A 26867-nucleotide genomic window follows, 5' to 3' on the forward strand; every position below is an offset into this window, starting at 1 on the left:
GGCAGGAGGAATAAGGCGGCCGGGGGGCAGGGGAGGGAGCCTGCTCCCCGCGCGCTGGCCTCTGTTCCTCGCGCTTCAGGCCCGGGGCTAGAAGTCTTCGACCTCACGCTGCACGTCGTCGTCCTCGACCGCGACATACCGGCGGGTGGTGTCCACGCTGCTGTGTCCCAGGAATAGGCCCACCCGCGTGAAGTCGCGGGTCGCGCGGTAGAGCCGGGTCCCGGAATGCTTGCGGGCTGCGTGAAAGCCGCGCCAGGCGTCGGCGTGCCCGGCGGCGCGGAAGGCCTTGCCCATGCGGTAGGTGGCCTGCGCGTAGTTCCAGGCGAACAGGGCGCCGTCAGGTCCGACCGGGGACAGGTCAGTCAGGGCCGACCGGACGCGCCGGCCCAGCGGCACGCGCCGCACCTTGCCCCCCTTGCCGCGCACGGTAAGCCGCGTGCCCCCGATGTCGTGGGTCTGCACACCCAGCGCCTCGCTGACCCGCAGCCCCGCGTGGGCACACAGCAGCAGCAGCGCCGCGAGCCGGGGGTCACAGTGCGCCAGCGCCGCGTCGATCTCGCGGGTGTAGGGGGGATTCCTGACGATGGGGGAGGTGGGGTCCGGGGGCACGTGGGCGTCCTCGAAAGGCTGGGCCTCGGTCGCCCCGGCCCAGCGCAGGGCGCGGTACAGGGCGCGGGCCCCCGCCACGTACTGCGCCACGGTGGCCGCCGAGAGCTGGCCGCGCTTGCCGCGCCCCAGCGACCTTCGGGTCTGCAACTGCGCCACGTAGCGCCCGCCGTCGCGTCGCCCGGGCCGCAGCAACTGCACGCCCGCCTCCTGCGCCCAGGGCACAAAGTCGCGAACCGCCAGGGCATAGGCCTCCAGGGTCCTGGGGCTGGTCCGCGCACCCCGGCGGCTCCCCGCCAGCATGTAGGCGTGGGTGACCTGCACCAGGTCCCCCACGTCGTAGGTGCTGGCCGCCTGCACCGCCCGCACCCGCAGCGCCGGGTCGGTCAGACTGGCCAGGGCGAGGGCGCTGGAGGGCCGGACCAGGGTCAAGGGGGTCTCTCTCTCCACCTGGCAGTCAACTTTCAGCGGAGAGACGCCGTACCAGTTGGTTGAGCCAGTCTCTATACTCCATCTCTGTTTTGTCCCATTTTGCTCTGTTGCAAGATTCACATACGATAGCGATATTCTCCATCTCATTCCTCTCTCCGCGGATCAATGGCGTTCGGTGATCAAGGCAAAATCCCTGACCCTGGGCCAGATTGGGCTGATGGCAGTAGAGGCAACCAGGTGCCTCCACGAGTTGCCGAGCCATGACTCGTGGTTCATGGATTCCCACATCACCCAATTTTTTCGAACGATTATTTTGACTGTGAACGATCTGCATTGCCCTGGCTCTAGGATCAGAGCGGTATCTCGCGTTGTTCCTTCGTGCACCTGCCGCTTTAGAACATGACTTGCAATCCTTGTGAGTCCAGCCGAACTGCATGGCATAGAACTCACCAAGAGATTTTTCTAGACCACAGGTCCGGCACACCTGAGCCACATCCATTGTTGTCAGCTTAGCATTTTCAAGACAATCGGACTTAGTTTGAAAAACCCCTCCGGCCTGGGCGTTCCCCCGGCCTCCGCCTCGGCGGCGTTGGCCGGGCGCGGCGCCACCGTCTGCGCAAACTGGCGTGGAGGGCCGCCAGACCTCCGGAACCGGTGCCCGGCAGGTTGTGGCGACGGAGGTCCGGCAAAGTGCCGAGGCCCATAACGAAGTCGCCGCTCCGGGGTCACCTGGACCTGTACCCCGTCCGGCTGGGGGCGCTCCAGAGTCCCGCCTCCGGCACCCTCCGCATTCGCGCTGCGCCCGACCGACGCCGTGAGGCACGGGAATTTTTGGCTCGGCCTGTGTCATAATGGGCCGGGCGCTAATCTGTCCAGAACAGAACAAAGGCACAAGAATCCGTCTCCGGACCCTGCCGGAGTCATCCCGACCCACCGAGGAACCCCATGACCAAGACGAGTAAGAAAAAGGAAATACCCAGCGCCTCACGCGGCCAGGAGGACGCCCTGACCCGCTTCGCCGGAATCGTGGGCACGGCGGGGGTCGAAAGCCAGGTCCGTGCCCTTCAGGACGAAGGCGCCGACGAGGCGGCCCTGAACGCCGCGCTGACCCGCGAGTGGGAGCTGGCCCATGACCGCTGGGGGCTGGGGCTGCTGCACCTGCGCCACGCCGCGCAGGTGGTGCGGGACGCCGAGGGGACGGCCGACGTGGCGCTGCTGGTGGACGGCACGCCCCGCGCGCGGGTCTCGGAGGGCGCCCGCGCGGTGGCGGGCACCTACGCGGCGATGCAGGCGCTGGGCGCGGAGGGCCTCAGCGAATGGGGAGTCTTGCCCGACGGCCACCGCGCGGCCCTGAAGGGCGGCAGCGCCCAGCTGCGGGTGCTGATCGAGGACGCGCGCGACTTTGAAACGCACTGGACGCCGGAACGTGGCGGCTTCTGGACGCGCACCTGGCGCCAGGGCGAGACCCTCGCCGTGGAGGTCCACCGCCCCGCCTCGCCGGCCACAGCGCTCGCGGACGCCGCCTGGGACGTGATTACCCGGGTGAGGGACCGCAACTTTCAGCGCGAACTGATGGAGCGCAGCAACAGCGTGGGCATGCTCGGGGCGCTGCTGGGCGCGCGGCACAGCGGCGCGGAAAGCGCGCTCGACCGCCTGCCCGAGGCGCATTTTGCCGTCAGCTCCGCCATCGTGCGCGAAAGCGGGCGCGAGGGCCGCAGCCTGGAGCGCTGGAAGGCCATGTCGCGCGAGGCGGCCCAGAGCCTCGACGAGCTTCAGGGAGCCGGAACCAAACGGCTCGCGGCGGTGCTGAGCAGCGGCCTGCGGTAAAGCGCGCCACCCGAATCACCCAGGCGCGGCGGGGGAAGTTCCCCCGCCGCGCCGTTTGCATTGTTCCAACCAGGAGCAGCCAAAGAATCCCCACCCCGTCGGCTGAGTTTCACGATTTTCTTTAATTAACTCTTACTTTTTCCTTACAGCTCTCATACCCCCGAGAAACGCCCCCGCTGTGCTGGAAAATCGGCATTCGACCTGCCAAAAAATACACAGTTTTGTTTGCATCGCGCTCACTAGTCTGGCAACAGGATGAGCCTGCCTTAAGGCAGCCGTTACTTTAGTCAAATCTTCCCTTGAGGAAGTCAGTGGAGTGGATATGGGACAGAACGCGGTGTGGGGCAACAACAAGAAGGGCCGGGCGGGACTCCAGGGAACGCTGCTGCTGTTGACGCTGGGGCTGGCTTCCTGCGGCGGTCAGGGGAGCCTTCCGCCAGCGCCTGAGGCGCCTGCCGGGGCGGCGGTGGGCACCGTGGTCGAGCCTCAGCAGCTGGGGCAGGGGGACAACACCCTCAGCGTGGAGCCTTTTGTGAGCGTGAGCAACGCCTGGGGTCCGGTCGAGCGTGACCGCAGCAACGGCGAGCAGGGTGCGGGCGACGGGCGGACCCTGACCCTCAACGGCCAGACTTTCGGGCGGGGGTTCGGCACGCACGCCGGGTCGAGCATGGCCTTTGACCTGGGCGGGCGCTGCTCGACCTTCACGGCGAGCGTGGGCGTGGACGACGAGGTGGGCGACCGGGGCAGCGTGCTCTTCCAGGTGTACGCGGACGGCGTCAAGCTGTATGACAGCGGCAAGATGACCGGCAAGAGCGCCACCAGGACGCTGAGCGTGTCGGTCGCTGGAAAGCGCGAGCTGCGGCTGGTCGTGACCGACGCCGGGGACGGCAACCAGTTCGACCACGCCGACTGGGTGCAGCCCACGCTGCGGGGCTGCACGGCCCCCACCACGGTCGCCGCGCCCGCCCCCAGCGTCAGCAGCGTGACGGTTTCGCCCTCGGCCCTGGCGCTCACGACCGGCGCGGCGGGCAAGCTCACGGCCACCGTGGTGACGGGCGGCGGGGCGAGCAGCGCGGTGACCTGGAGCAGCAGCACCCCGGGGGTGGCGACGGTGGCCGCCGACGGAACGGTCACGGGGGTGACGGCGGGTACGGCGACCATCCGCGCGACCAGCACGGCCGACGCCTCGAAGTTCGGCACGGCGACCGTGACGGTGAGCGCACCGGCCCCCGCCCCCACGCCCGGCGCAGTGGTCTACGGCGGCAAGCTGGTGGTCACCCGGGGCGGCACCTACTCGGGCAACTGGGAGAGCACCGACACCACTCCCGCCGTCTCGATCCAGACCAGCGAGCCGGTGACCATCGAGAACGCGAACATCCGGGGACGCGGCCCGCTGATTCACGGCTACGGGGCCAACCTGACCGTGCGGAATGTCCGCGGCACCTCCCTCACCCCCAACATCCTGGGCCGCGCCGCCGAGATGGCGATCAAGATCGGCGACGCCCGCAACCTGCGCGTCGAAGGGTCCACCTTCACGGGCGGCGGCATCTATGTTCACAACTTCATCGGTGATCCGGCGGCCGGGCAGGGCATCCGCATCCTGAAGAACAACTTCGTGAACATCGACGGGCGCAAGAGTGACGGCGCCGGGGGGTACTCGGGCAGCGTCATCCGCCAGATGGTGCAGTTCAATGGCGTCACGCGCATCCCCACCGCCGAGATCGCCTGGAACCAGAACATCAACGAGGCGGGCAGGAGCGCGGGCGAGGACCTGATCAACATGTACGCCTCCAGCGGCACGCCCGACAAGCCGATTCTGATCCACGACAACTACCTCCAGGGGTCCTACCCGGCGAACCCCACCGAGGGCGCGCACTCGGGCGGCGGCATCCTGCTGGGCGACGGCGTGACCGGGAACCCCGAGACGAACGGCTATCAGCACGCCTACGGCAACACGGTCATCTCCACCACCAACTACGGGATGGCGATCATCGGCGGCTGGGGCAACCGGATCGAGAACAACCGCGTGATCTCCAGCGGGCGGACGCCGGACGGCACGCGCATCGCCGCGCAGAACGTGGGGCTGTACGTCTGGGACATGTACGGCTCCGGAGCGGCCTTCGGCGGCCACGTCATGCAGAACAACACGTCGGGCTGGACCAAGGTCTCCGCGACCGGCACCACCTCGCAGAACAACTGGTGGTTTCCCAACGGCTCCACCAACGGGTCGCTGACGGCCAACAACGCCGGGCTGGGCACCCAGACGCTCGACAGCGAGCAGGCCGAGTTTGTGCGCTGGCAGAGCAAACTCTCCGCCGCCGGGATCGTGGTGGGCGCGCGCTGAGACCCGCTTTTCCGACCCCCGAGAGGGCGGCCCTGGGTGACTCCAGGCCGCCCTCTTTGCTTTGCGGCCGCGCCTTGCCCGGAGGCTGTCAGAGGCGGCTCCGGTCCTCGGGGTCCCCGGCGGCGGGCATGAGGTGCAGGCGCAGCAGGTAGCTTCCCGGTCCGGGGCGCCCGGCGTAGCGCCCGTACAGCTCGGCCAGTTCACGCTGCAAGGTCTTGGCCTCCTCGCGGCTCAGGCGCAGCGGTTCGGAAATCAGGGCCACGGCAGGCTGCTGGGGCTGAAGCAGGGCCGCCGGGTCGAAGTGCCCGGCCTGGGGGGTGAGGTCCTGCACGACCTGATGGCCCTCGCGGTAGAGCCGCACGCCGATCTCACGCTCGTCGCGCACGAGGCTTTGCCCCAGCGCCAGCAGCGCCTGGTCGAAGCGGCGGGTGAAGTCCTGCTCGCGCTGGGCGACCAGGGCCTCGGGCGAGGCGGCGGGCGTGGCGGCGTAGGGCACGAAAAAGGCCTCGGCCGCCGCGCGGTAGAGCCGCACCGGGCGCCCGCGCCGGGGCCGGGTCCGGGTGACCGCGACGAGGCCCTGCTTGACCAGCGTCTGCACGCGGTGGTGCGCGGCATTGAGCGGCAACCCGCAGGCGCGGGCGAGGTCCGCGACCGCCCACTCGCCCAGCATCAGGCGCCGCAGCACCGGCTGGTAGCGCGCCGAGAGCAGCACCCGGACGGCGGCGGGCTGGGTGACGGTCTGCCAGTCAGAGGCCATAGGCCCACACTACCCCTGCCCCCGGGGCCGCTCTACTCGACCGGCCCGCTTGCGAGTCGAGTAGGGGTCGGCGCACCCTGGGACATGTTGCCCTCCGCGTCCGCGACGCCCCCGACGACCCTGCTGGCCGTACAAGCCCTCTGGAGCGGGGAGGCCCTGGCCGATCCGCATCCCGGCTACGAGCGCCTGCGGGCGCTGGGAGCAGGAGGGGTGCTGGCCGTGCCCGAGTGGAACGCCGCTTTCGTGACCGGCCACGCGGCGGCCAACGCTGTGCTGCGCTCGCCCGCCGCCCGCAGCGGCGCGTGGCTCAGCGGCCCGGACGTGCCGGTCAGCGACGCGACGGCCCTGCTGCGCCCGATGATGCTGTTTCACAACGGCGTCTCGCACGCGCGGCTGCGCTCGCTGGTGCAGGCGGCCTTCACCCCCCGGGTGGTGGAAGAACAGCGGGAACTGGTGCGCGCAACGCTGCGGGACCTGCTGGATGACCTCGCACGGCGGGGCGAGGGCGACGTGGTGAGTGACCTCGCCACCCCGCTGCCGGTGCGGGTGATCATGAGCATGCTGGGGCTGTCGGGCGAGGACGAGGCCCGCTTTTTGCGCTGGACGCTGAGCGTGGCCGAGCTGATCGGCGGCGCCACCCAGTCGCCCGAACTGATGGGCCGCATCGACGCGGACGCCCGCGAGATGCGCGCTTTTTTCCGCGATCTGGCCGGAGAACTGCGGCGGCGGCCGCAGCCGGGCCTGCTCAGCGCCCTGGCCGCCGTGGAGGACGGGGGCGAGCGCCTCAGCGGCGACGAGCTGCTCTCCAACGCGGTGCTGCTGCTCGCCGCCGGGCACGAGACGACCGGCAACCTGATCGGGGGCGCGCTGATCGCGCTCGCGGAGCAGCCGGAGGCCTGGGAGGCGCTGCTGGAACGCCCCGACCATCCCGGCGTGGCCGACGAGCTGCTGCGCTTCGTGGCGCCGGTGCAGCTCGACGGGCGCACGCTGGACGCCGACCTGACCGTGGGAGACCGGACGCTGCGGGCGGGCACCCAGGTCCAGCTGATGCTGGCGGCGGCCAACCGCGACCCGGCGGTCTTCGCCGACCCCCAGCGGCTGAGCTGGGACCGGCCCGGCGCGGCGCGGCACCTCGCCTTTGCCGCCGGGCCGCACTACTGCCTGGGGGCCAGCCTCGCGCGGCTGGAGATCGCGGAAACTTTTGCGGCGCTGGCCCGGCGTTTTCCCCGGCTGGAGGTGCTGGACCGCAAACCGACCTACAAGGCCAACTTCGTGCTGCGGGGTCCGGCGGCGCTGCGGGTACGGGTGGAGGGCGCGTGACGGCCCCCACGTCCACCGCCGTGGTCCCCACCTTCGTGGCCCCCAGCTTCGTCGATGTGGGCGGGGTCCGCACCCGGCACGTGCTGGCGGGGGAAGGCCACCCGGTGGTCTTGCTGCACGGCATCGGCCGCAGCCTGGAAGACTGGACGCCCACCGTGGAGGCGCTGGCCGGGGCGGGGCAGCGGGTCTACGCCCCCGACCTGATCGGCTTCGGGTACACCGACAAGCCCGATGTGCCCTACAGCCTGGCGGGACTGGCGCGCTTCGTGGGGCACTATCTGGACGCGCTGGGCGAGACGCGGCCCGTCACCCTGGTCGGCAACTCGCTGGGGGGCGCCGTCGCGCAGCGCTTCGCGGTGATGTTCCCGGCCCGGGCGCGCGGCCTGATCCTGGTGAACAGCGCGGGCTTCGGCCCGGAGGTGGCGGGCGTCCTGCGCGCCCTCTCGGTGCGGGGGGTGGGCGAGCTGCTGCTGAGGCCGACCCCGCGCAACGCCCGGCAGACGGTGCAGTCGCTCTTTCACGACCCGGCCTTTGCCACTGAGGAGCGGGTCACGCAGGCGCTGGAGCTGTCGCGGCAACCGGGGGCGGCCCGCGCCTTCCTGCGGGTGTTGCGCGATCTGGGCGACTGGCGCGGGGTGCGGGCCGCGTGGCGGGAGGACTTGCAGCGCCGCCTCGCCGCGCAGCGCCTGCCTACCCTGATCGTGTGGGGCGACCGCGACCTGATCCTGCCTGCCCGGCAGCTGGAGGCGGCCCGCGAGCACCATCCCCACGCCCGCATCCACCTTTTTCCCGACACCGGGCACGCGCCGCAGCTGGAACGCGCGGACGCTTTTGCCCGGCTGGCTCTCGACTTTCTGCGGGAGGTACAGGCATGACCGGTGCAGGCATGACGCACGCTCTCCACCACCAGATCGCCATCATCGGCAGCGGCTTCGCGGGGCTGGGCATGGCCGCCGGGCTGCGGCGCCGGGGCGTGACCGACTTCGTGGTCTTCGAACGGGCGGGCGAGGTCGGCGGCACCTGGCGCGACAACACCTATCCGGGCTGCGCCTGCGACGTGAAAAGCGACCTCTATTCCTTTTCCTTCGCGCCCAACCCGGGGTGGGGGCACCGCTACGCCCGCCAGCCCGAGATTCTGGCCTACCTGCGCCGGGTGGCCGACGACTTCGGCATCCGGCCCCACATCCGCTTTGGGCACGAGGTCGAGCGCGCCGAGTGGGACGAGGCAGAGGGGGTGTGGCGAATCCAGACGAACAGGGGAGCGTACACCGCCCGGGTGCTGATCTCGGGGCACGGGCCGCTGATCGAGCCGAAATGGCCCGCCGTACAGGGGCTGGAAACGTTCAGCGGGCCGCGCTTCCACTCGGCGCGCTGGGACCATGCGGTGGACCTGCGGGGCAAGCGCGTGGCGGTGGTCGGCACCGGGGCCTCCGCGATCCAGTTCGTGCCGGAGGTGCAGAAGGTGGCTGGGCAGCTCACGGTCTTTCAGCGTTCGGCGCCCTGGGTGCTGCCCCGGATGGACGAGGCGACCAGCGGGCGCCGCCGCGCCCTCTACCGCCGCCTGCCGGCGCTGCAACGGCTCTCGCGGCAGTGGATTTTCGGGGTGGCCGAGGCCCGCTTCCTGAGCTTTTCAAGCGCCCGCGTCGGCAGGCTGGCCGAGGAGACGGCCCGCAAGCACCTGGAAGCGCAGGTGGCCGATCCCGCGCTGCGCGCCAAGCTGACCCCCGACTACCGCCTGGGCTGCAAGCGCATCCTGCTCTCGGACGACTACTACCCGGCGCTGACGCAGCCGAACGTGGAGCTGGTCACTGACCCCATCCGCGAGGTGCGCGGCAACCGGGTCGTGACGGCGGACGGGCAGGAGCGCGAGTTCGACGTGTTGATCGGCGGCACCGGCTTCAACGCGACCCAGCCCGCCATCGCCGGGGTGATTCATGGGCGCGGCGGGCGCTCGCTGGCGCAAGTCTGGCAGCCGCATATGGAGGCGCTGCACGGCACGGCGGTCGCGGGCTTTCCCAACCTCTTTCTGATTATCGGGCCGAACACCGGCCTCGGCCACAACAGCATGGTGTACATGATGGAAGCGCAGATCGGGTACATCCTGGGGGCGCTGGACTACCTGGAAAAAAGCGAACTGCTGGCCCTCGAGCCGCGCCCGGAAGCGCAGGCGGCCTACAACGCGGCGCTGCAAGACAAGCTGCGGGGCACCGTCTGGATGCAGGGCGGCTGCACCAGCTGGTATATCGACGACCAGGGCCGCAACACCTCGCTGTGGCCCGAGCGGGCCGCGCAGTTTCGCCGCACCCTGAGCCGCTTCGACCCCTCGCTGTACCAGGTGCGCCTCAGCCCGCGCCCGCTGCCCGCGCTGCTCTCGGCCGCCCGGAGTGCCTGAGGTGCTGGCCCCCTACCTCTTCGGGCAGGGCGCCGCCGTGCTCACCGGAGCGGCGGGCGGCATCGGCTCGGAACTGGCGCGGCAGCTCGCCGCCAAGGGCAGCCCCGTGGCGCTGATCGACCGCGACCAGGCGGGGCTGGAGGCTTTGGCCGCCGAACTGCGCGGGCGGCATCCGGCGCGGCGGGTCAGCGTCCACCCCTTCGACCTGACCCGCAGCGGGGAGATTCCCGCGCTGGCCGGGGACGTGCTGCGCGCCCACCCGCGCGTCTCGCTGCTGGTGAACAACGCGGGGCTGGCGCTGGGCGGCACCTTCGAGCAGGTGAGCGCCGAGCAGTTCGGAGAGGTGATGGCGGTGAACTTCGGGGCGACCGTCGCGCTGACCCGCTCTCTCCTGCCCGCCCTGCGCTCGGAGCTGGGGGCGCACATCGTCAACGTGTCGAGCCTGTTCGGACTGATCGGCCCCGCCGGGCAGAGCGCCTACGCGGCGAGCAAGTTTGCCGTGCGCGGCTTTTCGGAGGTGCTGCGCCACGAACTCGCCCCGCAGGGCATCGGCCTGAGCGTGGTGCACCCGGGCGGCGTGAGGACCGGCATCGCCCGCAACGCCCGGATCGGCCAGGGCGTGCCTGCGGGCGAGGTCGCCGCTGCCCAGCGCGACTTCGAGCGGCTGCTGAGGCTCGACCCCGCCGAGGCCGCCCGGCTGATCCTGCGCGGTGTGGAGACCCGCGCCCCCCGCGTGATCGTCGGCCCGGACGCGCGGGTGCTCGACCTGCTCGCGCGCCTGCTGCCGGGCACCTACTGGCCGGTCGTGCAGACGCTGATGCGGGTGCAGCGCTGAGCGCAGGCCAGCACCCCCCGGCGCGAACCCCGCGTGACGAAAGAAGCTGGGGAGGTTCGCGCCGCCCGAGAAATCTGCCTAGGACGCAGCAGCTGGAGCTGTGGCGGCGCCTGGCTGGACACCACCTGCCGGGTTCGCGCAGAATGCGAGACGGAACGCGTGCTGGACGACCTCTGGCACACGAACGTTGCAGCCGTCTTTCGAGGCGGCTGAGGATTGAAACTTTGATGGTTGCCTCTCCGCTATAGCAATGACGACGTTGCAGCCGTCTTTCGAGGCGGCTGAGGATTGAAACTCGGCGCTGAAGGTGTCGAACTGCACGCCCCGGTTGGTTGCAGCCGTCTTTCGAGGCGGCTGAGGATTGAAACGTCGCTATGCCGAGACGGCGGGCTTTCATCTGGCCGCGTTGCAGCCGTCTTTCGAGGCGGCTGAGGATTGAAACCATCCGTACATCGGCGGTGGCATTGAAGTCCTGCGTTGCAGCCGTCTTTCGAGGCGGCTGAGGATTGAAACACGCCTCTGATATCGGGCCGATAGACCCCGACAGCGTTGCAGCCGTCTTTCGAGGCGGCTGAGGATTGAAACCGTGTGTGTCTGGCGCGGCCGCGAGTACGAACACGTTGCAGCCGTCTTTCGGGGCGGCTGAGGATTGAAACGCTCTGCCCTCCTACACCCCGCCTGAGGGCGGTTGCAGCCGTCTTTCGGGGCGGCTGAGGATTGAAACCGCAAGTAGCCCGCGCCCTTCATGTCCCAGGGTTGCAGCCGTCTTTCGGGGCGGCTGAGGATTGAAACCTCGGAGCCGTCCCAGGCCAGCAGCGCGGCGGGTTGCAGCCGTCTTTCGGGGCGGCTGAGGATTGAAACCAGGTGCAGGTGGGGGCCGGTGTTGCAGCCGTCTTTCGAGGCGGCTGAGGATTGCAACTACACCAAGCAGGAGCATGCCAAAGACGGCCTGGTTGCAGCCGCCCTTCAAGGACCGGGCCGGTAACTCCCCGGTAACGCTGACGGCCTAGGGTACGGCTGACGGGCCGAGGTGCCCCGCGACGCCGCGCTCTGGCGGTAGCGGCTGGCCCGTCAGGGGGTGTCTATGAGCACCGCACGTTGGATTGATCTGGTGATGGGCCTGCTCTTCGTGGTGCTGGGCGTCTGGGGACTGGTTCCGGCAGCGGGCGGAATGATTCTGGGCGTCTTGCCCATGACCACCGGCCTGAGCATCGCGGCCCTGATCGCGGGCGCGGTCTTGCTGTTCGGCACGGTCTCGACGGAAGTCGCCCACGGCAGCGCGGCCCTGATGAGCGTCACGTTCGCGCTGGTGGCGCTGCTGGGTCTGGTCTCGCCGACCCTCTTTGGCCTGACCGTGCTCAACGGCTGGTCCATCGGCCTGCTGGCGGTCTCGGCGGCGCTGCTGTTCTACGACTGGCTGGCGACCCCCGACACCGGGTTGGCCCGCTAGCGCTTGAGGAAGAGGCGGCGCCCTCTTCCCCACTGGCCCCCTGGCCCCACTGGCCGGGGGGCCTGGATTTGCCGCCGGACAGGCGGCGGCGCCCCATGAACCCCGGGCCAAGGCAGCGCCCTCGCTCCGGCCCAGCGCCGGGCGTAGCGTGACCGTCAGCCATGACCTTTCCCCGCGCGCCGCACCTGCACCTCGCCGCCTTCTTGCGCCAGCATGGGCGCGCGTCGCTGGCGCTGTTTTTCGGGCTGCTGCTGCCGCTGCTGGGGTTTGCCAAGATCGCGCAGGAGGTCTTCGAGAAAGAACCCTTCGCGTTCGAGAAACCGCTGATGCTGGCGCTGCACGCCCACCGTTCGGAGGCGCTCGACCAGGTGGCCGCCGCCTTCTCGCTGTTCGGCAGCACGCGGGGCATGGTGCCGCTGACGCTGCTGCTGGTCGCCCTGCTCTACCGGGTGCGGCGGCGGCTGGGGTACTTCATGGCGCTCAGTCTGGGCGGGGTCGCCCTCGTCAACGTGCTGCTGAAAAATTTGTTCGACCGCCCCCGGCCCGCCTTCTGGACACCCATCCTGCCCGAACCCGACTTCTCGTTTCCCAGCGGGCACGCGATGTTCGCCAGCGCCCTGGCGACCGCGCTGGTGGTGGTGCTGTGGCGCACGCGCTGGCGGGTTCCGGCGCTGCTCCTGGGCGTGCTGTACGTGCTGGGCATGATGGCCTCGCGGGTGTACATCGGCGTGCATTACCCGACCGACGTGCTGGGGGGCGCGCTGTTCTCGGTGGCGTGGGTGTCCTCGCTGGCGCGGGTGCTGCACCTGAATCGCCCGCCGCACCGGGCCGCCGCCCCCCTGCGGGATGCGGCACACCTGGGCTGAAGGCCACCCGCTAAGCTGGCGCCCATGCAAGCAGCGCGGTTTCATTCTTTTGGCGGTCCCGAGGTCCTGCGGCTGGACGAGGTCGCCTGGCCCTGGCCGCAGGGCGACGAGGTCCTGATCCGGGTCCACGCCAGCAGCGTGAACGGCACCGATCTGGGAATGCGGCGAGGTGACCTGCCCGGCTTCGTGGTGCGGCGGCCCTTTACCGTGGGCCTGGACGTGGCGGGCGAGGTGGTCGGGCTGGGGCCGGGAGTGACGGCGCTGGAATTGGGCGACCGGGTGTACTCGCTGCTGGGGCACGGCGGGGGCGGCGCGGCCGAGTACGTGAAGGTGCGGCAGGCGCGGGTGGCGCGCGCCCCGGTCAGCGTCTCCCCCGCCGAGGCGGCGGCGGTGCCGCTGGCGGGTCTGACCGCCTTGCAGGCGCTGCGGGCCGGGGCGGGGCTGCATCTGCGCCGGGGCGCGCGGGTCCTCGTGAACGGCGCGGCGGGCGGGATCGGGGCGTTCGGGGTACAGCTCGCGCGGCACTACGGGGCCAGCGTGACGGCCACCGCGCGCCCGGAAAAACACGACTTCGTGCGGGGTCTGGGGGCCGAGGAAGTGCTGGACCCCGCCGAACTGGACCCTGCCGAGCTGGACCTGGGCCGGGCCGCCGGGCGCTGGGACGTGATCTTCGACACGCCGCCCGCGCTCGACTTCGCGCGGGTGCGCGGGGCACTGGCGCCGGGTGGCGTGTTCGTCTCCACGCGGCCCTTTCCGACCAGCCCCGCGAGCGCCTGGGCCACGCTGGGAGGTCCCGGCCCGCGCTTTTCCGGCGTGCAGACGAAGGAACGCGCGCAGGACCTCGCCCTGCTGGCCCGGCTGATCGACGGCGGCGCGCTGAGGGTGCCGCTCGACCGGACCTTTGCGCTGGCACAGATTGCCCAGGCGCACCGCTACGCCGAGGGGCGCGGTGTCCGGGGCAAGGTCGTGGTGACGCTGGACTAACCCCGGCGCGGCCGGGTCCAGCGGGCACGCTGCTCCCGCGCGATCCGGGCGGCGGCGCTCCAGCAGGCGTCCTCCAGCGCGACCAGTTCGGCGGGCGCCGGGCCGGGGCGTGCAGGCCCCCGCTGCGGGCGGTAGGCGGCGGCTTCCAGCCGGGCGAGCAGCGGCGCGGCGCCCAGCGGAGCGCGGGCCTGGAGAAGCAAGGCCGCCGTCAGCACCTCGCGTTCACCGCTGGCCGAGGCGGCCCGCACCAGCGCCCCGTAGGCCCGCGACAGCTCCTGAAGGTCGGCCACGCCCGGCAGGTAGGCCCAGGGACCGAACTCGCCGGGCAGGGCCAGGAAGCCCGCGCCTTCCTCGCGGAAGACCGCTTCGAGCAGGGCAGCCGTGTCCCCTCCGTCTGGGACCCACCCTGGCCGGACCCGCCGCAGGTCAGGCGCGAGGTCCCGTTCCCCCGCCAGCCGGGCCGCCAGCGTCCGCGCGGCGGAGGGCACCGCCACGTCGTGCAGCTCGGCGAGGTGGGTCAGGCGCGCGTCGGCGGCCGCGCCCAGCTGCACCGCGCGCGGCCGCGTGACCCCCAGCAGGCCCCAGGCCACCCCGGCGAGGGCGGGCAGCTCCAGCGGCACACCCCGGCCGCGCAGGGCCGCGCCCAGGGCCGCCAGCGGGTCGGCCGCGCCGAAGGCGGCCTGCACGACCTCTTCGAGCGCCGCGCCGGGCAGCTCAGGCCGCGCGAGCACCTGACGCAGCCGCCCGGCGAACACGCTGGGCCGGGTCGGAGGCGGGTCGCCGGGGGTCACGGCCCGCAGGGTAACGCCGGGCGCCGGGCACGGGGACGGGGACGGGGGCGAAGTGCGCGGCGCCCTACCTTCCGGCAGGCGGCAGAGCGCGACACTGGCGCCCAGATGACCGCACCCGCCTCCCGCCCCCCGCTTTCCCCCGCAGGCGGTGAGCGCGCGCCCCTGGCCCTGCGCTCCGCCGACTTGCTGCGCACCCTGCGGCTGGTGTGGCAGGCCAGCCCGCGCCACAGCCTGACCTACGCCCTGACCACGCTGCTGGGCAGCGCCCTTCCGGCGGCCAACCTGTATGTCGGCAAGCTGCTGCTTGACGGGGTGGCGCGGGCGGCGGCGGCGGGCGTGAGCTACGCCGCGCTGCTCTCGCTGCTGGGCGTGCAGGTCGCGCTGGTCGTGGCGGGCAGCCTGATGTCCACCGTGCAGAACGCCTCGCAGCAGCTGCTGGGTGACAGCCTCCAGCACGCGGTCAGCCGCCGCATTCTGGACAAGGCCTCGGGCCTGAGCGTGGAGGCCTTCGAGAACGCCGAGACCTACGACAAGTTGCAGCAGGCCTACCGCGAGGTGGGATCGAGACCGCTGGGCGTGGCGACCCAGCTCGTGGGGCTGGCGGGGGCCGCCGTGACGCTGGTGTCGGTGGGCGCGCTGATGGCGCAGCTCGGGGCCTGGGTGCTGCCGCTGGTGCTGCTGGCGAGCCTGCCGGGCGTGTGGGTCAGCAACAAGTTCGGCGTGGAGAATTACCGGATGCTGCGCTGGCAGACCCACGACGCGCGGGTGCAGAACTACCTGGGCGGGCTGCTGACCTCGGACCAGTTGGTGAAAGAGGTGCGGCTCTTCGGCTTCGAACCTTACCTGCTGGGGCGCTGGCGCGAGTATTACCTGGGCTTCCGGCGGCAACTGGAGGACATCATCCGCCGCCGCTCGGCGTGGGGCTTCGGGGCGTCGCTGCTCTCGGCCCTGCTGATCGGGCTGGCGAGCGCCCTGATCCTGCGCCGCGCCGCCGCCGGGGAGATCACGGTGGGCGACTTCGGCATCTTCGTGCTGGGCATCGCGCAGGTGCAGGGCACGGTCGCGGGACTGCTCAACGGCGTGAGCGGCATCTACCAGAACCTGCTGTACATGCGCAACCTCTTCGACTTTCTGGAACTGCCCGGCCGCGACCTGGACGCGGGCGAGGAGTGGCGCGGAAGCATCGAGAGCATCGAGTTTCAGGCGGTGGGCTTCCGCTACCCCTTGACCGAGCGCGACGTGCTGCGCGGGGTGAGCTTCACGGTGCGGCGGGGTGAGGCGCTGGCGCTGGTGGGGGAAAACGGGGCGGGCAAGACCACGGTCGTGAAGCTGCTGACCCGGCTCTTCGAGCCGACCTCGGGGCGCATCCTGCTCAACGGGCAGGACGCCGCGCGCTTCAGCCCCCGCAGCGTGCAGCGCGAGATGAGCATCATCTTTCAGGACTTCGGGCAGTACCAGATGAGCGCGCGCGAGAACGTGGCGATCGCCGAGGTGGGCCGCCTGGGTGACGCCGCCGGGGTGGGGCGGGCGGTGGAGCAGGCCGGGGCTGCCTACGTGGACGACCTTCCCCAGGGCCTCGACACGCCGCTGGGGCGGCTCTTTCAGGGGGGACGGCAGCTCTCGGGCGGGCAGTGGCAGCGGCTGGCGCTGGCGCGGCTGTACTTCCGGGACGCCTCGGTGCTGGTGTTCGACGAGCCGACGGCGGCCCTCGACGCCCGCGCCGAGTTCGAGACGGTCGCGGCGCTGCGGGAGCAGGCCGCCGGGCGCATCACCCTCTTGATCTCGCACCGCTTCTCCACCGTGCGGCTGGCCGAGCAGATCATCCTGCTGGACGGCGGCGTGGTGCGGGAGGCGGGCAGCCACCCGGACTTGATCGCGCTGGGCGGGCAGTACGCGGCGCTCTACGCCCTTCAGGCGCGTGGCTACGCCAGCGGGGAGACGGCCGACGCTCCCGCCGACCCCCTGCCGCAGACCCGCTAGCCCCAGAGGCGTGGGCCTCCGGCGTCCAGCGGCGGGGGGGGGGCCTGAACCCGGCTTCATCAAAATGAAGTGGGAAAGCGGCGGCGGCGCATTACAACCAGGGCAACGCCCAGCCACCCGGTATAGACGGCGCCCGGCACACACGGCGCGGCGGGGAGCCGGGACTCCGGCAGCAAGACCCCGACTGCCCGACTGGAGGAGAAGAGAGATGAAAGCCACGACGATGATCCTGACGGCCCTGCTGCTGCTCACCGGCTGCCAGGAAAACTCGGCTGGGACTGGCTCGACCGGGACCAGCTCGGCCGGAACCAGTTCGGCGGGAAGCGGCACGGCCACGGAGACCTCCACGGGCACCTCTTCCACCGGGGCGGCGCAGCCGTCGGCCACCCCAGCCGGTTCGGCGGACTCCCAGACGGGGGCGGGCAGCGGGGCCACCTCGGCGCCGCCCGCGTCCTCCGGCTCAGGCACGGCGGCGGGCGGTGCCGGGACAACGGGCACCCAGGACCCGGACCGCCTGGCCTACGACGAGAACACCATCTCGGTCGTGGAGAACAACCAGGAGGGCGTGGTGTTCGTCACCCGGCTGGATCAGGTGGGGAACGGTTCTCTGTTCAGCGAGTCGCCGCTGGCCCCGCAGCCGTCCCCGGCCCCGGGCGGCGCCGAGGTGGTGACGGGCAGCGGCTCGGGCTTCCTGATCGACGCCCAGGGCGACATCCTGACCAACTACCACGTGATTCAGGACGCCGCCAACGTGCGGGTCCGGCTGCACGGCAACGAACGCGAGTACGAGGCCCGGGTGGTGGGCACCGCCCCGGACTACGACCTGGCCCTGCTGCGCGCCGAGGGGCTGCCCTCAGGCCTGACGCCCATGCGTCTGGGAGACAGCGACTCGCTGCGGGTGGGCGAAAAGGCCATCGCGATGGGCGCCCCCTTCGGGCTGGAGTTCACGGTCACGCAGGGCATCGTCTCGGCCCTCGAGCGGGTGATTCCCACCGGGGTCAACTACATCCCGCAAAACTCGATCCAGACCGACGCCGCGATCAACCCGGGCAACTCGGGCGGTCCCCTCGTGAACAGCCGGGGCGAGGTGATCGGCGTGAACACCCAGATTCTCTCGCCCGCCGGGGCCGCGACCGGGGTCGGGCAGAATGCCGGCGTGGGCTTTGCCATTCCGATCAACGTCGCCAAGAGCCTGCTGCCGCGCCTGCGGGCGGGCGAGGACATCAGCGTGCCGCGCATCGGGGTGGTGACCCTGAACCTGCAAGCCCTGACGCCCTCGGCCCGCGAGGCCCTGGACCTGCCCGACAGCGGCGTGCTGGTCCAGTCGGTCGAGCCGGGATCGCCCGCCGCCCAGGCCGGACTGCGCGGCGGCCAGCGCAGCCAGCAGTTTCCCGACGGCACCATCCGGCTGGGCGGCGACGTGATCACCGAGATCGACGGCGAGGCGGTCGATTCGGTGCAGGACCTGCAAAGCGTGCTGATCGGCAAGGAACCGGGGGATCAGGTCACCCTCAACGTCGAGCGCGGCGGCCAGGAGGTCGAGCGCGAACTGACCCTCACGCCGCCCGCCGGACGCTGAGACTGGCCGGAACGCTGGCAGCGGCCCCGGCGTCCCTGGGCCAGGAACCCCGTGGCAGCACTTGTCTGCCACGGGCCGGGCCACGCCCTTCAGGGAGAGGGCGCCTGCCGGGGCCACAGCCGGGCGGCAGCCTCGGCCACCCCGAGCGGTTGCGGCGCCGGGCGGCCCAGCAGGTACCCCTGGGCGTAGTCGCTGCCGAGCTGCCGGACCAGTTCCAGCTCCCCGGGCGTCTCGATGCCCTCGCTGACCACCCGGATGCCCAGGTCGTGGGCGTAGCGGACCAGCGCCGTGATCAGCGGCACCCGGGGGTCGGCGCCGTGCAGGCCGCGCACCAGCGCGCGGTCGAGCTTCACGATGTCGGGCCGCAACTCGGAGAGGTAGGTCAGGCTGGTGTGCCCGGCGCCCAGGTCGTCGAGCGCCACCTGCGCGCCCTGGGCGCGGTAGCGCTCCAGAATCGAGCGCAGCAGCCTCAGGTCGGGGAAGGCCTCGCTTTCGGTCACCTCGAACAGCAGGCGCGAGAAGTCGGCCCCCACCTCCTGGCAGGTCTCGAAGGTGGTCCGCAGGCAGATGTCGGGGTTGTACACCACGCCCGGCGCAAAGTTGATGAACAGCACCTCGCCGGGCTGCAAGCGGGGGTAGACCTGACGGATCGCCCCGCGCCGCGCCAGCGCGTCGAACGCGCGGGCCTGTCCGTGTGCAGCGGCGGCCTCCAGCAGCGGCCCGGCACCGATCAGTCCTCCCTCGCCGTGGGCGCGCACCAGCGCCTCGTAGCCATACACCTGCCCGCTCGCCAGCGCGACGACCGGCTGGAGGTGAAAGTGCAGGCCCCCCGTGCTCGCCGCCGCGAACCACGCGCTGCCCAGCCGCCGCACCCAGACCTCCAGCGGCGCCAGCCCCCAGGGGTCCAGTTCGCCCGCCGCCGTCCAGGGCGCTGCGAGCACCCCGGGCCGCTCGGTGGGCGACAGGGCGGCCAGCACGGCTTCCAGGCGCCCGAACCCTGCCGGAGAGATGAACCACGCTCCCGCCCGCTCCTCCAGCGGCAGGTCCTGAGCCACCAGCAGCAGCGCCAGCTGACGGCCCAGGTGAGACGAGGCGCCGCGCAGCGAGAGGCCGGTCAGGGGCGTGAGGTCGGGCGGCCGGATCTCGTGGCAGTCGCAGGGGGCAGGGGCGGCAGAGGCAGACATGTCGCCCGCCGTTCTACACCACGCGGGGTGACAGCTTTCTGGCTGAGCCTCGGGAGGGGGGAAGCGGCCCGTCCCCCCGCACCCGGCCCGCTTTTCTGAGAGAAAGCCAAACGCGGCCATTACCTTAGCTTGACTTCTCATCAGACCGGCAAAAAACCGATTGACGCTGTCCTGGCGGGGGTGTAGGCTGCGCCTGTACAGACAGGTCAGCCTGGAGTCCCGCCGTTTGCCGCCCGGCTTGAGCGGCGAGCGGCCTCTCTCTGGGCAGGCAGCCACGTTCTCCCAGGAGGTTTTACCTATGTCGCGTTCCCCGTTTCCTGCCCGCAAGACCCTGCTGGCGCTGCTGGCGCTCGGCACCGCCGCCGCGCCGCTGGCAAGCGCCCAGACCTACAGCGGCCCCAGGGTCCAGCTGACCTTCCTGCACGGCTTCACCGGCCCCGACCGCCCGGTGATGGAGTCGCTGATCAAGAAGTTCAACGAGACCTACCCCAACATTCAGGTTCGCGCCACGGCCCAGCCCTGGGGCACGACCTGGCAGCAGCTCCCCTCGCTGGTCGCCTCGGGCCGGGCGCCCGACGTGGTCGTGATCAACGAGGACCAGATCACCAACTTCGTCGCGCGCGGGGCCGTCTCGCCCCTCACCGCCGCCGAGCTGAAAACGGCGGGCATCGACAAGGCTAGGTTCTTCGGGCCGCTGTTCCAGACCGCCGACTACCAGGGCCAGTCCTACGGGGTGCCGATTTCCAGCGTGGCCTACGTCATGTTCTACAACAAGGACCTGATGAAGAAGGTCGGGCTGGACCCCAACAAGCCGCCCCGCACCCGCGCCGAATTCCTGACCGCCGCGCAGAAGTGCACGGTGGACAAGAGTGGCAAGAACGCCACCCAGGCAGGGTTCGACGCCAAGAACCTCGACACCTGGGGCGTCAGTCTCTACAACAACTGGGTGGGCGCCCGCGCCGCCTACGCCGCCATTCTCCAGAACGGCGGGGCGATGGTGGACAAGAACCAGAACGCGGCCTTCAACTCGCCGCAGGCGGTCAGCGCCGTGCAGTTCCTGGTCGATCTGGTGCAAAAGCAAAAGGTCGCCCGCCCCAACAGCACCGAGGAAGCCGAACTCGCGGCCTTCAGTCAGGGCAAGGTCTGCATGTTTCCCAGCGGGCAGTGGTACCTCGACCGCTTCGAGCAGCAGAAGATGAACTTCGGCGTGACCTTTATGCCGCGCGTGGGCGGCACCGCCCGCGACGCCGCCTGGGGCGGATCGAGCCACCTGACCCTGCCCAAGCAGCGCGCCGGGTACGACGCCAACAAGCGCCGCGCCGCGCTGGTGTTCATGTCGTGGCTGTCGCAGCCCGCCCAGAACCTGACCTGGACCGCGACCGGCAGCCTGCCCACCCAGCGGGCGGTGGCGAACAACACCAAGTTCGCCTCGGCGCCCATCAACGGCGTGTTCGACCGTCTGAACAGCGTCTACGCGACCAGCGGCTACCCCTGGGTCGGGCAGGTCATGGCGCCCTTCGACCAGGCCTGGGAGGCCGCCTACCTGGGCAAGAAGCCCGTGCAAAAGGCGCTCAACGACGGCGTGAGTGAGGCCAACAAGCAGATCGCGCAGGCCCGCAAGAACTTCCAGTAACGGGCGGCCCGGCGGCCCCGAACAGGCGGCCCAGCCCCTTTTCACCACGTCCAGACGGTGAGGAGGCTGGGCCGCCGCCCTTCTTTCCTCTCCTCACTCCCCCACGCGCGAGGTACCTGCCATGACTGTCACGCAAGCCCCGCCCACGACCAGCACGGCCCGGGCGCCCGCACCGAGGCCGCGCGTCAGCCTCGAGCCTTACCTGTACCTGCTGCCGCACGCCGTGCTGTTTTTTCTTTTCACCGTGTATCCCATCGGGTACGGCCTGTATATCAGCCTGCACCGCTGGGACCTGCTGAGCGGAACCCAGCCGTTCGTGGGCGGCGAGTTCTACCGCAACATCTTCACGCCGGGCACGCCCCAGGCGGATTTTTTCTGGAAGACGCTCTGGAACACCACCTTCTTTACCATCGTCAGCGTGCCGCTGCTGGTCGCGGCGGCGCTGGGGCTGGCGCTGCTGCTGCACCGCCCCATCGTCGGGCGGACTTTTTTCCGGGCCGTCTTTTTCATGCCCGGCATCCTAACCGTATCGGTGATGGGCATCTTGTGGCGTTGGATGTTCGACAACCAGATCGGCCTGGTGAACGCGGCCCGCGACGCGCTGTTCAGCGCCCCCCCGATTCCCTGGCTCTCGACCGAGGGCCTGGCCTGGGTGCCCATCGTGGTGGGCACGATCTGGTGGACGCTGGGCTTCAACATGACGCTGTACCTGGCCGCGCTGGGCAACGTGCCGCTCAGTCTCTACGAGGCGGCCTCGCTAGACGGGGCGACGCCCTGGCAGAGCTTCCGTTTCATCACCGTGCCGATGCTGGCCCCCGTCACGCTGTTCGTGATCGTGACGACGGCGCTGGCGTCTTTTCAGCTGTTCGGCCAGTCGCTGGTGATCACCAACGGCGGGCCGAGCCGCTCGACCCAGAGCGTGATCCAGTACATCACCGAGGAAGGCTTTACCAACGCGCAGTATTCCAGCGCCGCCGCGATGGGCTTTGTCTTCGGGCTGTTCATGCTGATTTTCACCGCCGCGCAGTTCCGCATGATGGCGCGTGACGTAAAGGAGGGCTGAGAAGCATGACCACCGTGACGCCTCCCAGTTCCCCGGCTTCCCGCTCGGCCGCGCCCCGGCGCCGCCGGATGCCGCGCGACCTGCCGCGCTTTTTGATCCTGTGCGTGCTGGCGCTGCTGTTTCTGGCGCCGGTCTACTGGATGATTTCCACCTCGCTGAAGACCGAGGCCGACGCCATCGCCACGCCGGTGCAGTGGATTCCGCGCAACATCACCTTCGACAACTACCGCGAGGTGCTGACCTCGCCGGACGGCAACATCCTGCGCTGGACCTGGAACTCGCTGTTCGTGGCGGCGGCCTTTACGGTCGGGCACGTGCTGCTGTGCGCGCTGACCGCTTACCCGCTGGCGCGGATGCAGTTTCCGGGCCGCAACGCCTGGTTCTGGTTCATCCTGTCGAGCCTGATGATTCCCGGCATCGTGACATTGATTCCGACCTACATCATGATGCTGAATTTCGACTGGATCAACAGCTACAACGCCCTGATCTGGCCGGGCATCAGCGGGGTGTTCGGGGTCTTCTTGCTGCGGCAGTTTTTCATGGGAATCCCGCGTGAACTGGAGGAAGCCGCGCGGCTCGACGGCGCCAGCAGCCTGCAAATCCTGTGGCGCATCATCCTGCCGCTGAGCGTGCCGTCGCTGGTCACGTTGGCGGTGTTCGCGTTCATGGGGTCGTGGAACAACTTCCTGTGGCCGCTCTTCACGGTCACCGACGTGGACAAGATGACGCTGCCGGTCGGCATCACCACCTTCTCGCAGCGCTACGTGACCGAGTACGGCAAGCTGATGGCCTCGACCACGCTGGCGGCGGTGCCCGCCCTCATCGCCTACCTGCTCGCGCAGCGGTTTCTGGAATCGGGCCTGTCCACGACCGGCCTCAAGGAGTAGACGTGACCCGACCCCAACCGGCCCGGCCCCTTCCCGTGCGGCCCCGCCTGGCGCTGGCTTTTACCCTGACCGCGCTGCTGACCCCCGGCGCCACGCTGGCCGGGGGGAGCGGCGGCCCCGCAGCCACGGCTCCTGCCAAAGCTCCGGCCACGGCCAAGACCTTCCGCAACCCGGTCTTGGACGAGAACTTCGCGGACCCCTTCGTCCTGCGTGAGGGGGGGGTGTACCACGCCTACGCGACGAACACGGACGGCTCGAACGTGCCGCACGCCGTAAGCCGCGATCTGGTGCGCTGGGAGCGCCGGGGCGACGCGATGCCGCTGCTGCCCGCGTGGGCGGGCGGGGGCCGCACCTGGGCGCCCGAGGTGGCGCGGGTGGGCCAGCGCTTCGTGCTGTACTACACCGCGCTGCACGAGGAGAGCGGGCGCCAGTGCATCGGCGCGGCCAGCGGCGCCTCGCCCGCCGGGCCGTTTCGCGACACCTCGGCCAAACCGCTGATCTGCCAGCTCGCCGAGGGCGGCAGCATCGACGCCAGCCCCTTTCTGGACAGTGACGGCAAGCGCTACTTGCTGTGGAAGAACGACGGCAACTGCTGCAACCAGGCGACGAACATCTACCTCCAGCCGCTGAGCGCCGACGGGTTGCGGCTGACGGGCAAGGCCAGCACCCTGATTCAGAATTTCCAGCTGTGGGAGGGCAACGTCATCGAGGCGCCGACCCTCTACAAGGCGGGCGGCGTGTACTACCTGCTGTACTCGGCCGGGCCTTTTGACAGCGACCTGTACGCGGTGGGCTACGCGACGGCCCCGCGCATCGGCGGGCCGTACCGCAAGGCGCCGGAAAATCCGATTCTGGTGACCAAGGGGGCCGTGGCTGGACCCGGCCACCAGACGGTCGTGAAAGACGGGGCGGGGCGTACATGGCTGGCCTACCACGCCTGGACCACCGGGGCCATCGGGGACACGGTGGGCTACCGCAGCCTGCGCCTCGACCCCATCACCTTCAGCGGCGGCAAGGCGCGGGTGGCCGGGCCGACGCTGACGCCGCAGCGGGCGCCCACCCCATGAGCGGTGACCCTGAGCTGGGCAGGGCGACGACCGGGACGACCCCACCCGGACCCCTGCCCGAAACGCCGCTGTACCCGGGCGACTTCGCGGACCCCTTCGTGCTGGAGGTGGACGGCACCTACTACGCCTACGGCACCGGGCAGCACGGGCAGGCAGGCGTGCGGGCCTTCGAGGTGCTGTCGTCGCCGGACCTGGTGCACTGGACCTCGCACGGGGGCGTGCTGGAGGCGCTCTCGCCCGAACGGATGGACTACTGGGCGCCCGAGGTGGCCCGCAGCGGGGACACCTTCTACCTGTACTACTCGGTGGGGCAGGGGGATGCGGGGCATCACCTGCGGGTGGCGACGGCCGCGCACCCGCTGGGGCCATTCGTGGACCGGGGCCTGAACCTGACGCCGGACGAACCGTTCGCCATCGACCCGCACCCCTTTCAGGCGCCGGACGGGTCGTGGTACCTCTACTACGCCCGCGACGACCTGACCGGCGAGCGGCCCGGCACCCTGCTGGCGGTCGCGCCCCTGCACGACATGACCCGGCTGGGCGAGACCCGGACCATCCTGCGGGCGAGTGGCGACTGGCAGGTCTACCAGCGGGCCAGGACGATGTACGGCGCGGTGTACGACTGGCACACGCTGGAAGGGCCTTTCGTGCTGCACCGGGGCGGCCGCTACCACCTGCTGTACTCCGGCGGCGCCTGGACCAACGAGACCTACGGGGTCGGGCACGCGGTGGCCGATCACCCGCTCGGCCCCTGGAGCGAGCCGCAGCCTGGCGCCAACGTGCTGAGAACCGCCGGGCACCTCACCGGCCCCGGCCACGCCAGCGTCACCCGGCGGGGCGAACAGGACGTGCTGGTCTTTCACGCCTGGAATGAGGAACGCACCCGGCGCCAGCTGCACGCCGCGCCGCTGCGCTGGACCGGCGGGCGGCCCACGGCGCTGCCTGAACCTGTCGCCTGACTTCGCGCCGTCCAACCTCGTCCGCCCCCTCATCCCGGAGGTTTCGCCATGCAGCCACTGACCCGTGTCCGGCCCACCCTGCTCGCCCCCGCGCTGCTGGCTCCACTGCTGCTCGCCTCGTGTGACCGGATAGGCGCCCTGCCCCAGCCGGGGCGCACCTACAGCAATCCACCCGTGATTCAGAAGGCGGACGGCACGCGGGTGGAGTCGTGCGCGGACCCCGACCTGCTGCGCGGCCCGGCGGGCGACCCCAACTGGTACCTGTACTGCACCACCGACCCGCACACCGCCGCCGAGCGCGACGAGAGCGGCAACCCCAGGTTTCACCTGATCAGCATGGCGAAGTCCAGCGACCTGCTGAACTGGACCTACGTGGGCGACGCCTTTGCCGGGAAGCCGGGCTGGGTCAAGGATGACGCGGGGCTGTGGGCGCCCGAGGTGCGGCGGATCGGGAACCAGTACCTGCTGTATTACACGGCCAGCGACACCAAGGCGGGTGGCAGCGCCATTGGGGTGGCGACCGGGCCGACCCCCACCGGCCCCTGGACCGACAGCGGCGCGCCCGCCGTGGAGCCGCAGGCCCCTCCCGGGGGGAGCGACCCGGCGGCGCGGCGCTGGGTCTTTGACCCCGAGGTCGTCACCGACGCTGCCGGGCAGCACTGGATGTACTACGGGTCGTACTTCGGCGGCATCTCGGTGCGGCGGCTGAGCGCGGATGGACTCCGGACCGACCCCGCCACCCAGCGCGAGGTCGCGCTCGACAACCGCTACGAGGGCGCCCAGGTCGTGCAGCGCGGCGGGTACTACTACCTGATGCTCTCGGCCACCAACTGCTGCGCCGGGCCGCTGAGCGGCTACAGCGTGTTCGTGGGCCGCTCGGCCAGCCCGGCGGGTCCCTTCGTGGACCGCGACGGCGTCTCGCTGCTGGACCCGCGCGTGGGCGGCACGCCGGTCCTGAGCATGAACGGCAACCGCTGGGTCGGCCCCGGCCACAACGCGGTCTTTCAGGACGCCGCCGGGCGTGACTGGACGGTGTACCACGCCATCGACCGTTTCGACCCCTACCTCGACGTCGGGCGCAACCTCAACAAGCGCCCCATGCTGCTCGACCCGCTCGACTGGGTGGAGGGCTGGCCCACCGTGCGCGGCGGGGCCTGGGCGTCCGACACGCCCCAGCCTGCCCCGGCGGCCCAACCCGGCGAGCGGACCGCGCCCCCCTCCCCCCCCGTGCAGAACGACCGCCCCGGGGCGCTGCTGGGCGACTACAGCGACGACTTCAGCGGCAGCACGCTGGCGCCGCGCTGGACCTGGGTGCGCCCGCCCGCGAGCGGCGTGGCCGCGCTGGAAGGCGGCGCCCTGCGCTTCGACACCCAGGACGCCGACCTGTTCGAGGACAGCGACAACGCCTCGGTGCTGACCCAACCTGCCCCGGCGGGCGACTACATGGTCGAGGTCAAACTCAACATCAACCTGCCGGACGAGGGCTGCTGCTTCAACTTCTCGCAGGGCGGCCTGGTCGTCTACGGCGACGACGACCGCTTCGTGAAGGTCGCCGTGTTTTCCAACTGGAACACCCGCCAGATCGAGTTCGCCAAGGAGGTGCCGGCGTCCACGCCCGGCTTCCCCCGCTACGGCAACACGGTCCTGGCCTCACCCGCGCCCGACACCTGGCTCAGGATCGTGCGCCGCGCGGCGGAAAACGGCACCGAGGAGACCTACACCGGCTACTCCAGCCGCGACGGCGTGAGCTGGACGCGCGGCGGCACCTGGACCCACACCCTGGGACAGGCGAAGATCGGCCTGATCTCGATGGGTGGCAAGGGCTTCACCACCCGCTTCGACCACGTGCGCGTCTCGACGCTGGCGCGGCGCTAAACCACCTTTCGCGGCGCCTCCCTGCCCCCGTCCGGG

Annotated in this window: 22 protein-coding genes and 1 CRISPR repeat array; of the genes, 17 read left to right on the plus strand and 5 right to left on the minus strand. The window is 70.8% G+C overall.

Features of this window, described 5'->3' with window-relative positions; translation table 11 throughout:
- Positions 1-87 precede the first annotated feature (87 nt).
- Both HNQ09_RS07115 and HNQ09_RS19305 read right to left on the minus strand, forming a co-directional pair.
- Positions 88-1038, minus strand: a complete 951-nt coding sequence (locus HNQ09_RS07115; RefSeq protein ID WP_184027274.1) for a tyrosine-type recombinase/integrase — start codon at positions 1036-1038, stop codon at positions 88-90.
- Positions 1039-1063: 25 nt separating this feature from the next.
- Positions 1064-1888 carry an HNH endonuclease gene (locus HNQ09_RS19305; RefSeq protein ID WP_425485865.1) on the minus strand — a complete coding sequence of 275 codons (825 nt, stop codon included), beginning with the start codon at positions 1886-1888 and terminating at the stop codon, positions 1064-1066.
- A 95-nt stretch (positions 1889-1983) separates the two neighbouring features.
- On the opposite strand from HNQ09_RS19305, the gene HNQ09_RS07125 reads away from it, so the two are divergent.
- Entirely contained in the window at positions 1984-2865 is an 882-nt protein-coding gene (locus HNQ09_RS07125) for a DNA repair protein (RefSeq protein WP_184027278.1), read from the plus strand.
- A 322-nt stretch (positions 2866-3187) separates the two neighbouring features.
- On the plus strand, positions 3188-5209 hold the full coding sequence (locus HNQ09_RS07130; protein ID WP_184027280.1) for an NPCBM/NEW2 domain-containing protein: 2022 nt from the start codon (positions 3188-3190) through the stop codon (positions 5207-5209).
- 88 nt (positions 5210-5297) lie between these two features.
- On the opposite strand, the gene HNQ09_RS07135 is transcribed toward HNQ09_RS07130, so the two are convergent.
- A complete protein-coding gene (locus HNQ09_RS07135) occupies positions 5298-5966 on the minus strand; it encodes a helix-turn-helix domain-containing protein (RefSeq protein WP_184027283.1) in 669 nt (222 codons plus the stop codon).
- 84 nt (positions 5967-6050) lie between these two features.
- Between HNQ09_RS07135 and HNQ09_RS07140 the strand changes: the two genes are divergently transcribed.
- The 7 genes from HNQ09_RS07140 (at position 6051) to HNQ09_RS07170 (ending at position 13813) form a co-directional block, all read left to right on the plus strand.
- A complete protein-coding gene (locus HNQ09_RS07140) occupies positions 6051-7286 on the plus strand; it encodes a cytochrome P450 (RefSeq protein WP_184027285.1) in 1236 nt (411 codons plus the stop codon).
- Positions 7283-8161, plus strand: coding sequence for an alpha/beta fold hydrolase (locus HNQ09_RS07145; protein WP_343057648.1), 879 nt, complete (start codon positions 7283-7285; stop codon positions 8159-8161). Before HNQ09_RS07140 ends, HNQ09_RS07145 begins: the two co-directional genes overlap by 4 nt.
- A gap of 11 nt (positions 8162-8172) precedes the next feature.
- Positions 8173-9678: a flavin-containing monooxygenase gene (locus HNQ09_RS07150; RefSeq protein ID WP_184027287.1), complete on the plus strand. Its 1506-nt coding sequence runs from the start codon at positions 8173-8175 to the stop codon at positions 9676-9678.
- 1 nt (position 9679) lies between these two features.
- Positions 9680-10513, plus strand: a complete 834-nt coding sequence (locus HNQ09_RS07155; protein WP_343057650.1) for an SDR family NAD(P)-dependent oxidoreductase — start codon at positions 9680-9682, stop codon at positions 10511-10513.
- A 186-nt stretch (positions 10514-10699) separates the two neighbouring features.
- Positions 10700-11374: direct repeats of the CRISPR family, unit length 37 nt; unit sequence GTTGCAGCCGTCTTTCGAGGCGGCTGAGGATTGAAAC.
- Positions 11375-11597: 223 nt separating this feature from the next.
- A complete protein-coding gene (locus HNQ09_RS07160; protein WP_184027289.1) occupies positions 11598-11963 on the plus strand; it encodes a hypothetical protein in 366 nt (121 codons plus the stop codon).
- Positions 11964-12124: 161 nt separating this feature from the next.
- The gene (locus HNQ09_RS07165; RefSeq protein WP_184027291.1) at positions 12125-12829 is read left to right on the plus strand and encodes a phosphatase PAP2 family protein; all 705 of its coding nucleotides are present in this window, start codon (positions 12125-12127) and stop codon (positions 12827-12829) included.
- Positions 12830-12853: 24 nt separating this feature from the next.
- Positions 12854-13813: an NADP-dependent oxidoreductase gene (locus tag HNQ09_RS07170; RefSeq protein ID WP_184027293.1), complete on the plus strand. Its 960-nt coding sequence runs from the start codon at positions 12854-12856 to the stop codon at positions 13811-13813.
- Here HNQ09_RS07170 and HNQ09_RS07175 read toward each other — a convergent pair.
- Positions 13810-14604, minus strand: a complete 795-nt coding sequence (locus tag HNQ09_RS07175) for a hypothetical protein (protein ID WP_184027296.1) — start codon at positions 14602-14604, stop codon at positions 13810-13812. The two genes, HNQ09_RS07170 and HNQ09_RS07175, sit on opposite strands and share 4 nt — an antisense overlap.
- Positions 14605-14709: 105 nt before the next feature.
- On the opposite strand from HNQ09_RS07175, the gene HNQ09_RS07180 reads away from it, so the two are divergent.
- Positions 14710-16584, plus strand: coding sequence for an ABC transporter ATP-binding protein (locus HNQ09_RS07180; protein WP_184027298.1), 1875 nt, complete (start codon positions 14710-14712; stop codon positions 16582-16584).
- Positions 16585-16792: 208 nt separating this feature from the next.
- Positions 16793-18163 carry a S1C family serine protease gene (locus HNQ09_RS07185; protein WP_246363204.1) on the plus strand — a complete coding sequence of 457 codons (1371 nt, stop codon included), beginning with the start codon at positions 16793-16795 and terminating at the stop codon, positions 18161-18163.
- An 89-nt stretch (positions 18164-18252) separates the two neighbouring features.
- Here HNQ09_RS07185 and HNQ09_RS07190 read toward each other — a convergent pair whose 3' ends face one another.
- Positions 18253-19347, minus strand: a complete 1095-nt coding sequence (locus tag HNQ09_RS07190; protein WP_184027300.1) for an EAL domain-containing protein — start codon at positions 19345-19347, stop codon at positions 18253-18255.
- A 298-nt stretch (positions 19348-19645) separates the two neighbouring features.
- Between HNQ09_RS07190 and HNQ09_RS07195 the strand changes: the two genes are divergently transcribed.
- The 6 genes from HNQ09_RS07195 to HNQ09_RS07220 all read left to right on the plus strand — a co-directional run bounded on the left by HNQ09_RS07195 (position 19646) and on the right by HNQ09_RS07220 (position 26831).
- A complete protein-coding gene (locus tag HNQ09_RS07195; RefSeq protein WP_184027302.1) occupies positions 19646-20980 on the plus strand; it encodes an ABC transporter substrate-binding protein in 1335 nt (444 codons plus the stop codon).
- Positions 20981-21101: 121 nt separating this feature from the next.
- Complete coding sequence (locus HNQ09_RS07200; RefSeq protein WP_184027304.1) at positions 21102-22043, plus strand: carbohydrate ABC transporter permease; 942 nt, start codon at positions 21102-21104, stop codon at positions 22041-22043.
- Between the two features lie 5 nt (positions 22044-22048).
- Positions 22049-22930: a carbohydrate ABC transporter permease gene (locus tag HNQ09_RS07205; RefSeq protein ID WP_184027306.1), complete on the plus strand. Its 882-nt coding sequence runs from the start codon at positions 22049-22051 to the stop codon at positions 22928-22930.
- A 2-nt stretch (positions 22931-22932) separates the two neighbouring features.
- Positions 22933-23997, plus strand: a complete 1065-nt coding sequence (locus tag HNQ09_RS07210) for a glycoside hydrolase family 43 protein (RefSeq protein WP_343057651.1) — start codon at positions 22933-22935, stop codon at positions 23995-23997.
- On the plus strand, positions 23994-24956 hold the full coding sequence (locus HNQ09_RS07215) for a glycoside hydrolase family 43 protein (protein ID WP_184027309.1): 963 nt from the start codon (positions 23994-23996) through the stop codon (positions 24954-24956). Before HNQ09_RS07210 ends, HNQ09_RS07215 begins: the two co-directional genes overlap by 4 nt.
- A gap of 48 nt (positions 24957-25004) precedes the next feature.
- Complete coding sequence (locus tag HNQ09_RS07220) at positions 25005-26831, plus strand: glycoside hydrolase family 43 protein (RefSeq protein ID WP_184027311.1); 1827 nt, start codon at positions 25005-25007, stop codon at positions 26829-26831.
- Positions 26832-26867: the final 36 nt, after the last annotated feature.

This window comes from Deinococcus budaensis (assembly GCF_014201885.1).
Taxonomy (GTDB): domain Bacteria; phylum Deinococcota; class Deinococci; order Deinococcales; family Deinococcaceae; genus Deinococcus; species Deinococcus budaensis.

Excerpts from the sequence above, each read along its gene's own strand:
- HNQ09_RS19305 (WP_425485865.1), bottom strand. The coding sequence starts at position 1,888 with ATGACACAGGCCGAGCCAAAAATTCCCGTGCCTCACGGCGTCGGTCGG.
- HNQ09_RS07125 (WP_184027278.1), top strand. The coding sequence starts at position 1,984 with ATGACCAAGACGAGTAAGAAAAAGGAAATACCCAGCGCCTCACGCGGC.
- HNQ09_RS07130 (WP_184027280.1), top strand. The coding sequence starts at position 3,188 with ATGGGACAGAACGCGGTGTGGGGCAACAACAAGAAGGGCCGGGCGGGA.
- HNQ09_RS07135 (WP_184027283.1), bottom strand. The coding sequence starts at position 5,966 with ATGGCCTCTGACTGGCAGACCGTCACCCAGCCCGCCGCCGTCCGGGTG.
- HNQ09_RS07140 (WP_184027285.1), top strand. The coding sequence starts at position 6,051 with ATGTTGCCCTCCGCGTCCGCGACGCCCCCGACGACCCTGCTGGCCGTA.
- HNQ09_RS07150 (WP_184027287.1), top strand. The coding sequence starts at position 8,173 with ATGACGCACGCTCTCCACCACCAGATCGCCATCATCGGCAGCGGCTTC.
- HNQ09_RS07160 (WP_184027289.1), top strand. The coding sequence starts at position 11,598 with ATGAGCACCGCACGTTGGATTGATCTGGTGATGGGCCTGCTCTTCGTG.
- HNQ09_RS07165 (WP_184027291.1), top strand. The coding sequence starts at position 12,125 with ATGACCTTTCCCCGCGCGCCGCACCTGCACCTCGCCGCCTTCTTGCGC.
- HNQ09_RS07170 (WP_184027293.1), top strand. The coding sequence starts at position 12,854 with ATGCAAGCAGCGCGGTTTCATTCTTTTGGCGGTCCCGAGGTCCTGCGG.
- HNQ09_RS07180 (WP_184027298.1), top strand. The coding sequence starts at position 14,710 with ATGACCGCACCCGCCTCCCGCCCCCCGCTTTCCCCCGCAGGCGGTGAG.
- HNQ09_RS07185 (WP_246363204.1), top strand. The coding sequence starts at position 16,793 with ATGAAAGCCACGACGATGATCCTGACGGCCCTGCTGCTGCTCACCGGC.
- HNQ09_RS07190 (WP_184027300.1), bottom strand. The coding sequence starts at position 19,347 with ATGTCTGCCTCTGCCGCCCCTGCCCCCTGCGACTGCCACGAGATCCGG.
- HNQ09_RS07195 (WP_184027302.1), top strand. The coding sequence starts at position 19,646 with ATGTCGCGTTCCCCGTTTCCTGCCCGCAAGACCCTGCTGGCGCTGCTG.
- HNQ09_RS07200 (WP_184027304.1), top strand. The coding sequence starts at position 21,102 with ATGACTGTCACGCAAGCCCCGCCCACGACCAGCACGGCCCGGGCGCCC.
- HNQ09_RS07205 (WP_184027306.1), top strand. The coding sequence starts at position 22,049 with ATGACCACCGTGACGCCTCCCAGTTCCCCGGCTTCCCGCTCGGCCGCG.
- HNQ09_RS07215 (WP_184027309.1), top strand. The coding sequence starts at position 23,994 with ATGAGCGGTGACCCTGAGCTGGGCAGGGCGACGACCGGGACGACCCCA.
- HNQ09_RS07220 (WP_184027311.1), top strand. The coding sequence starts at position 25,005 with ATGCAGCCACTGACCCGTGTCCGGCCCACCCTGCTCGCCCCCGCGCTG.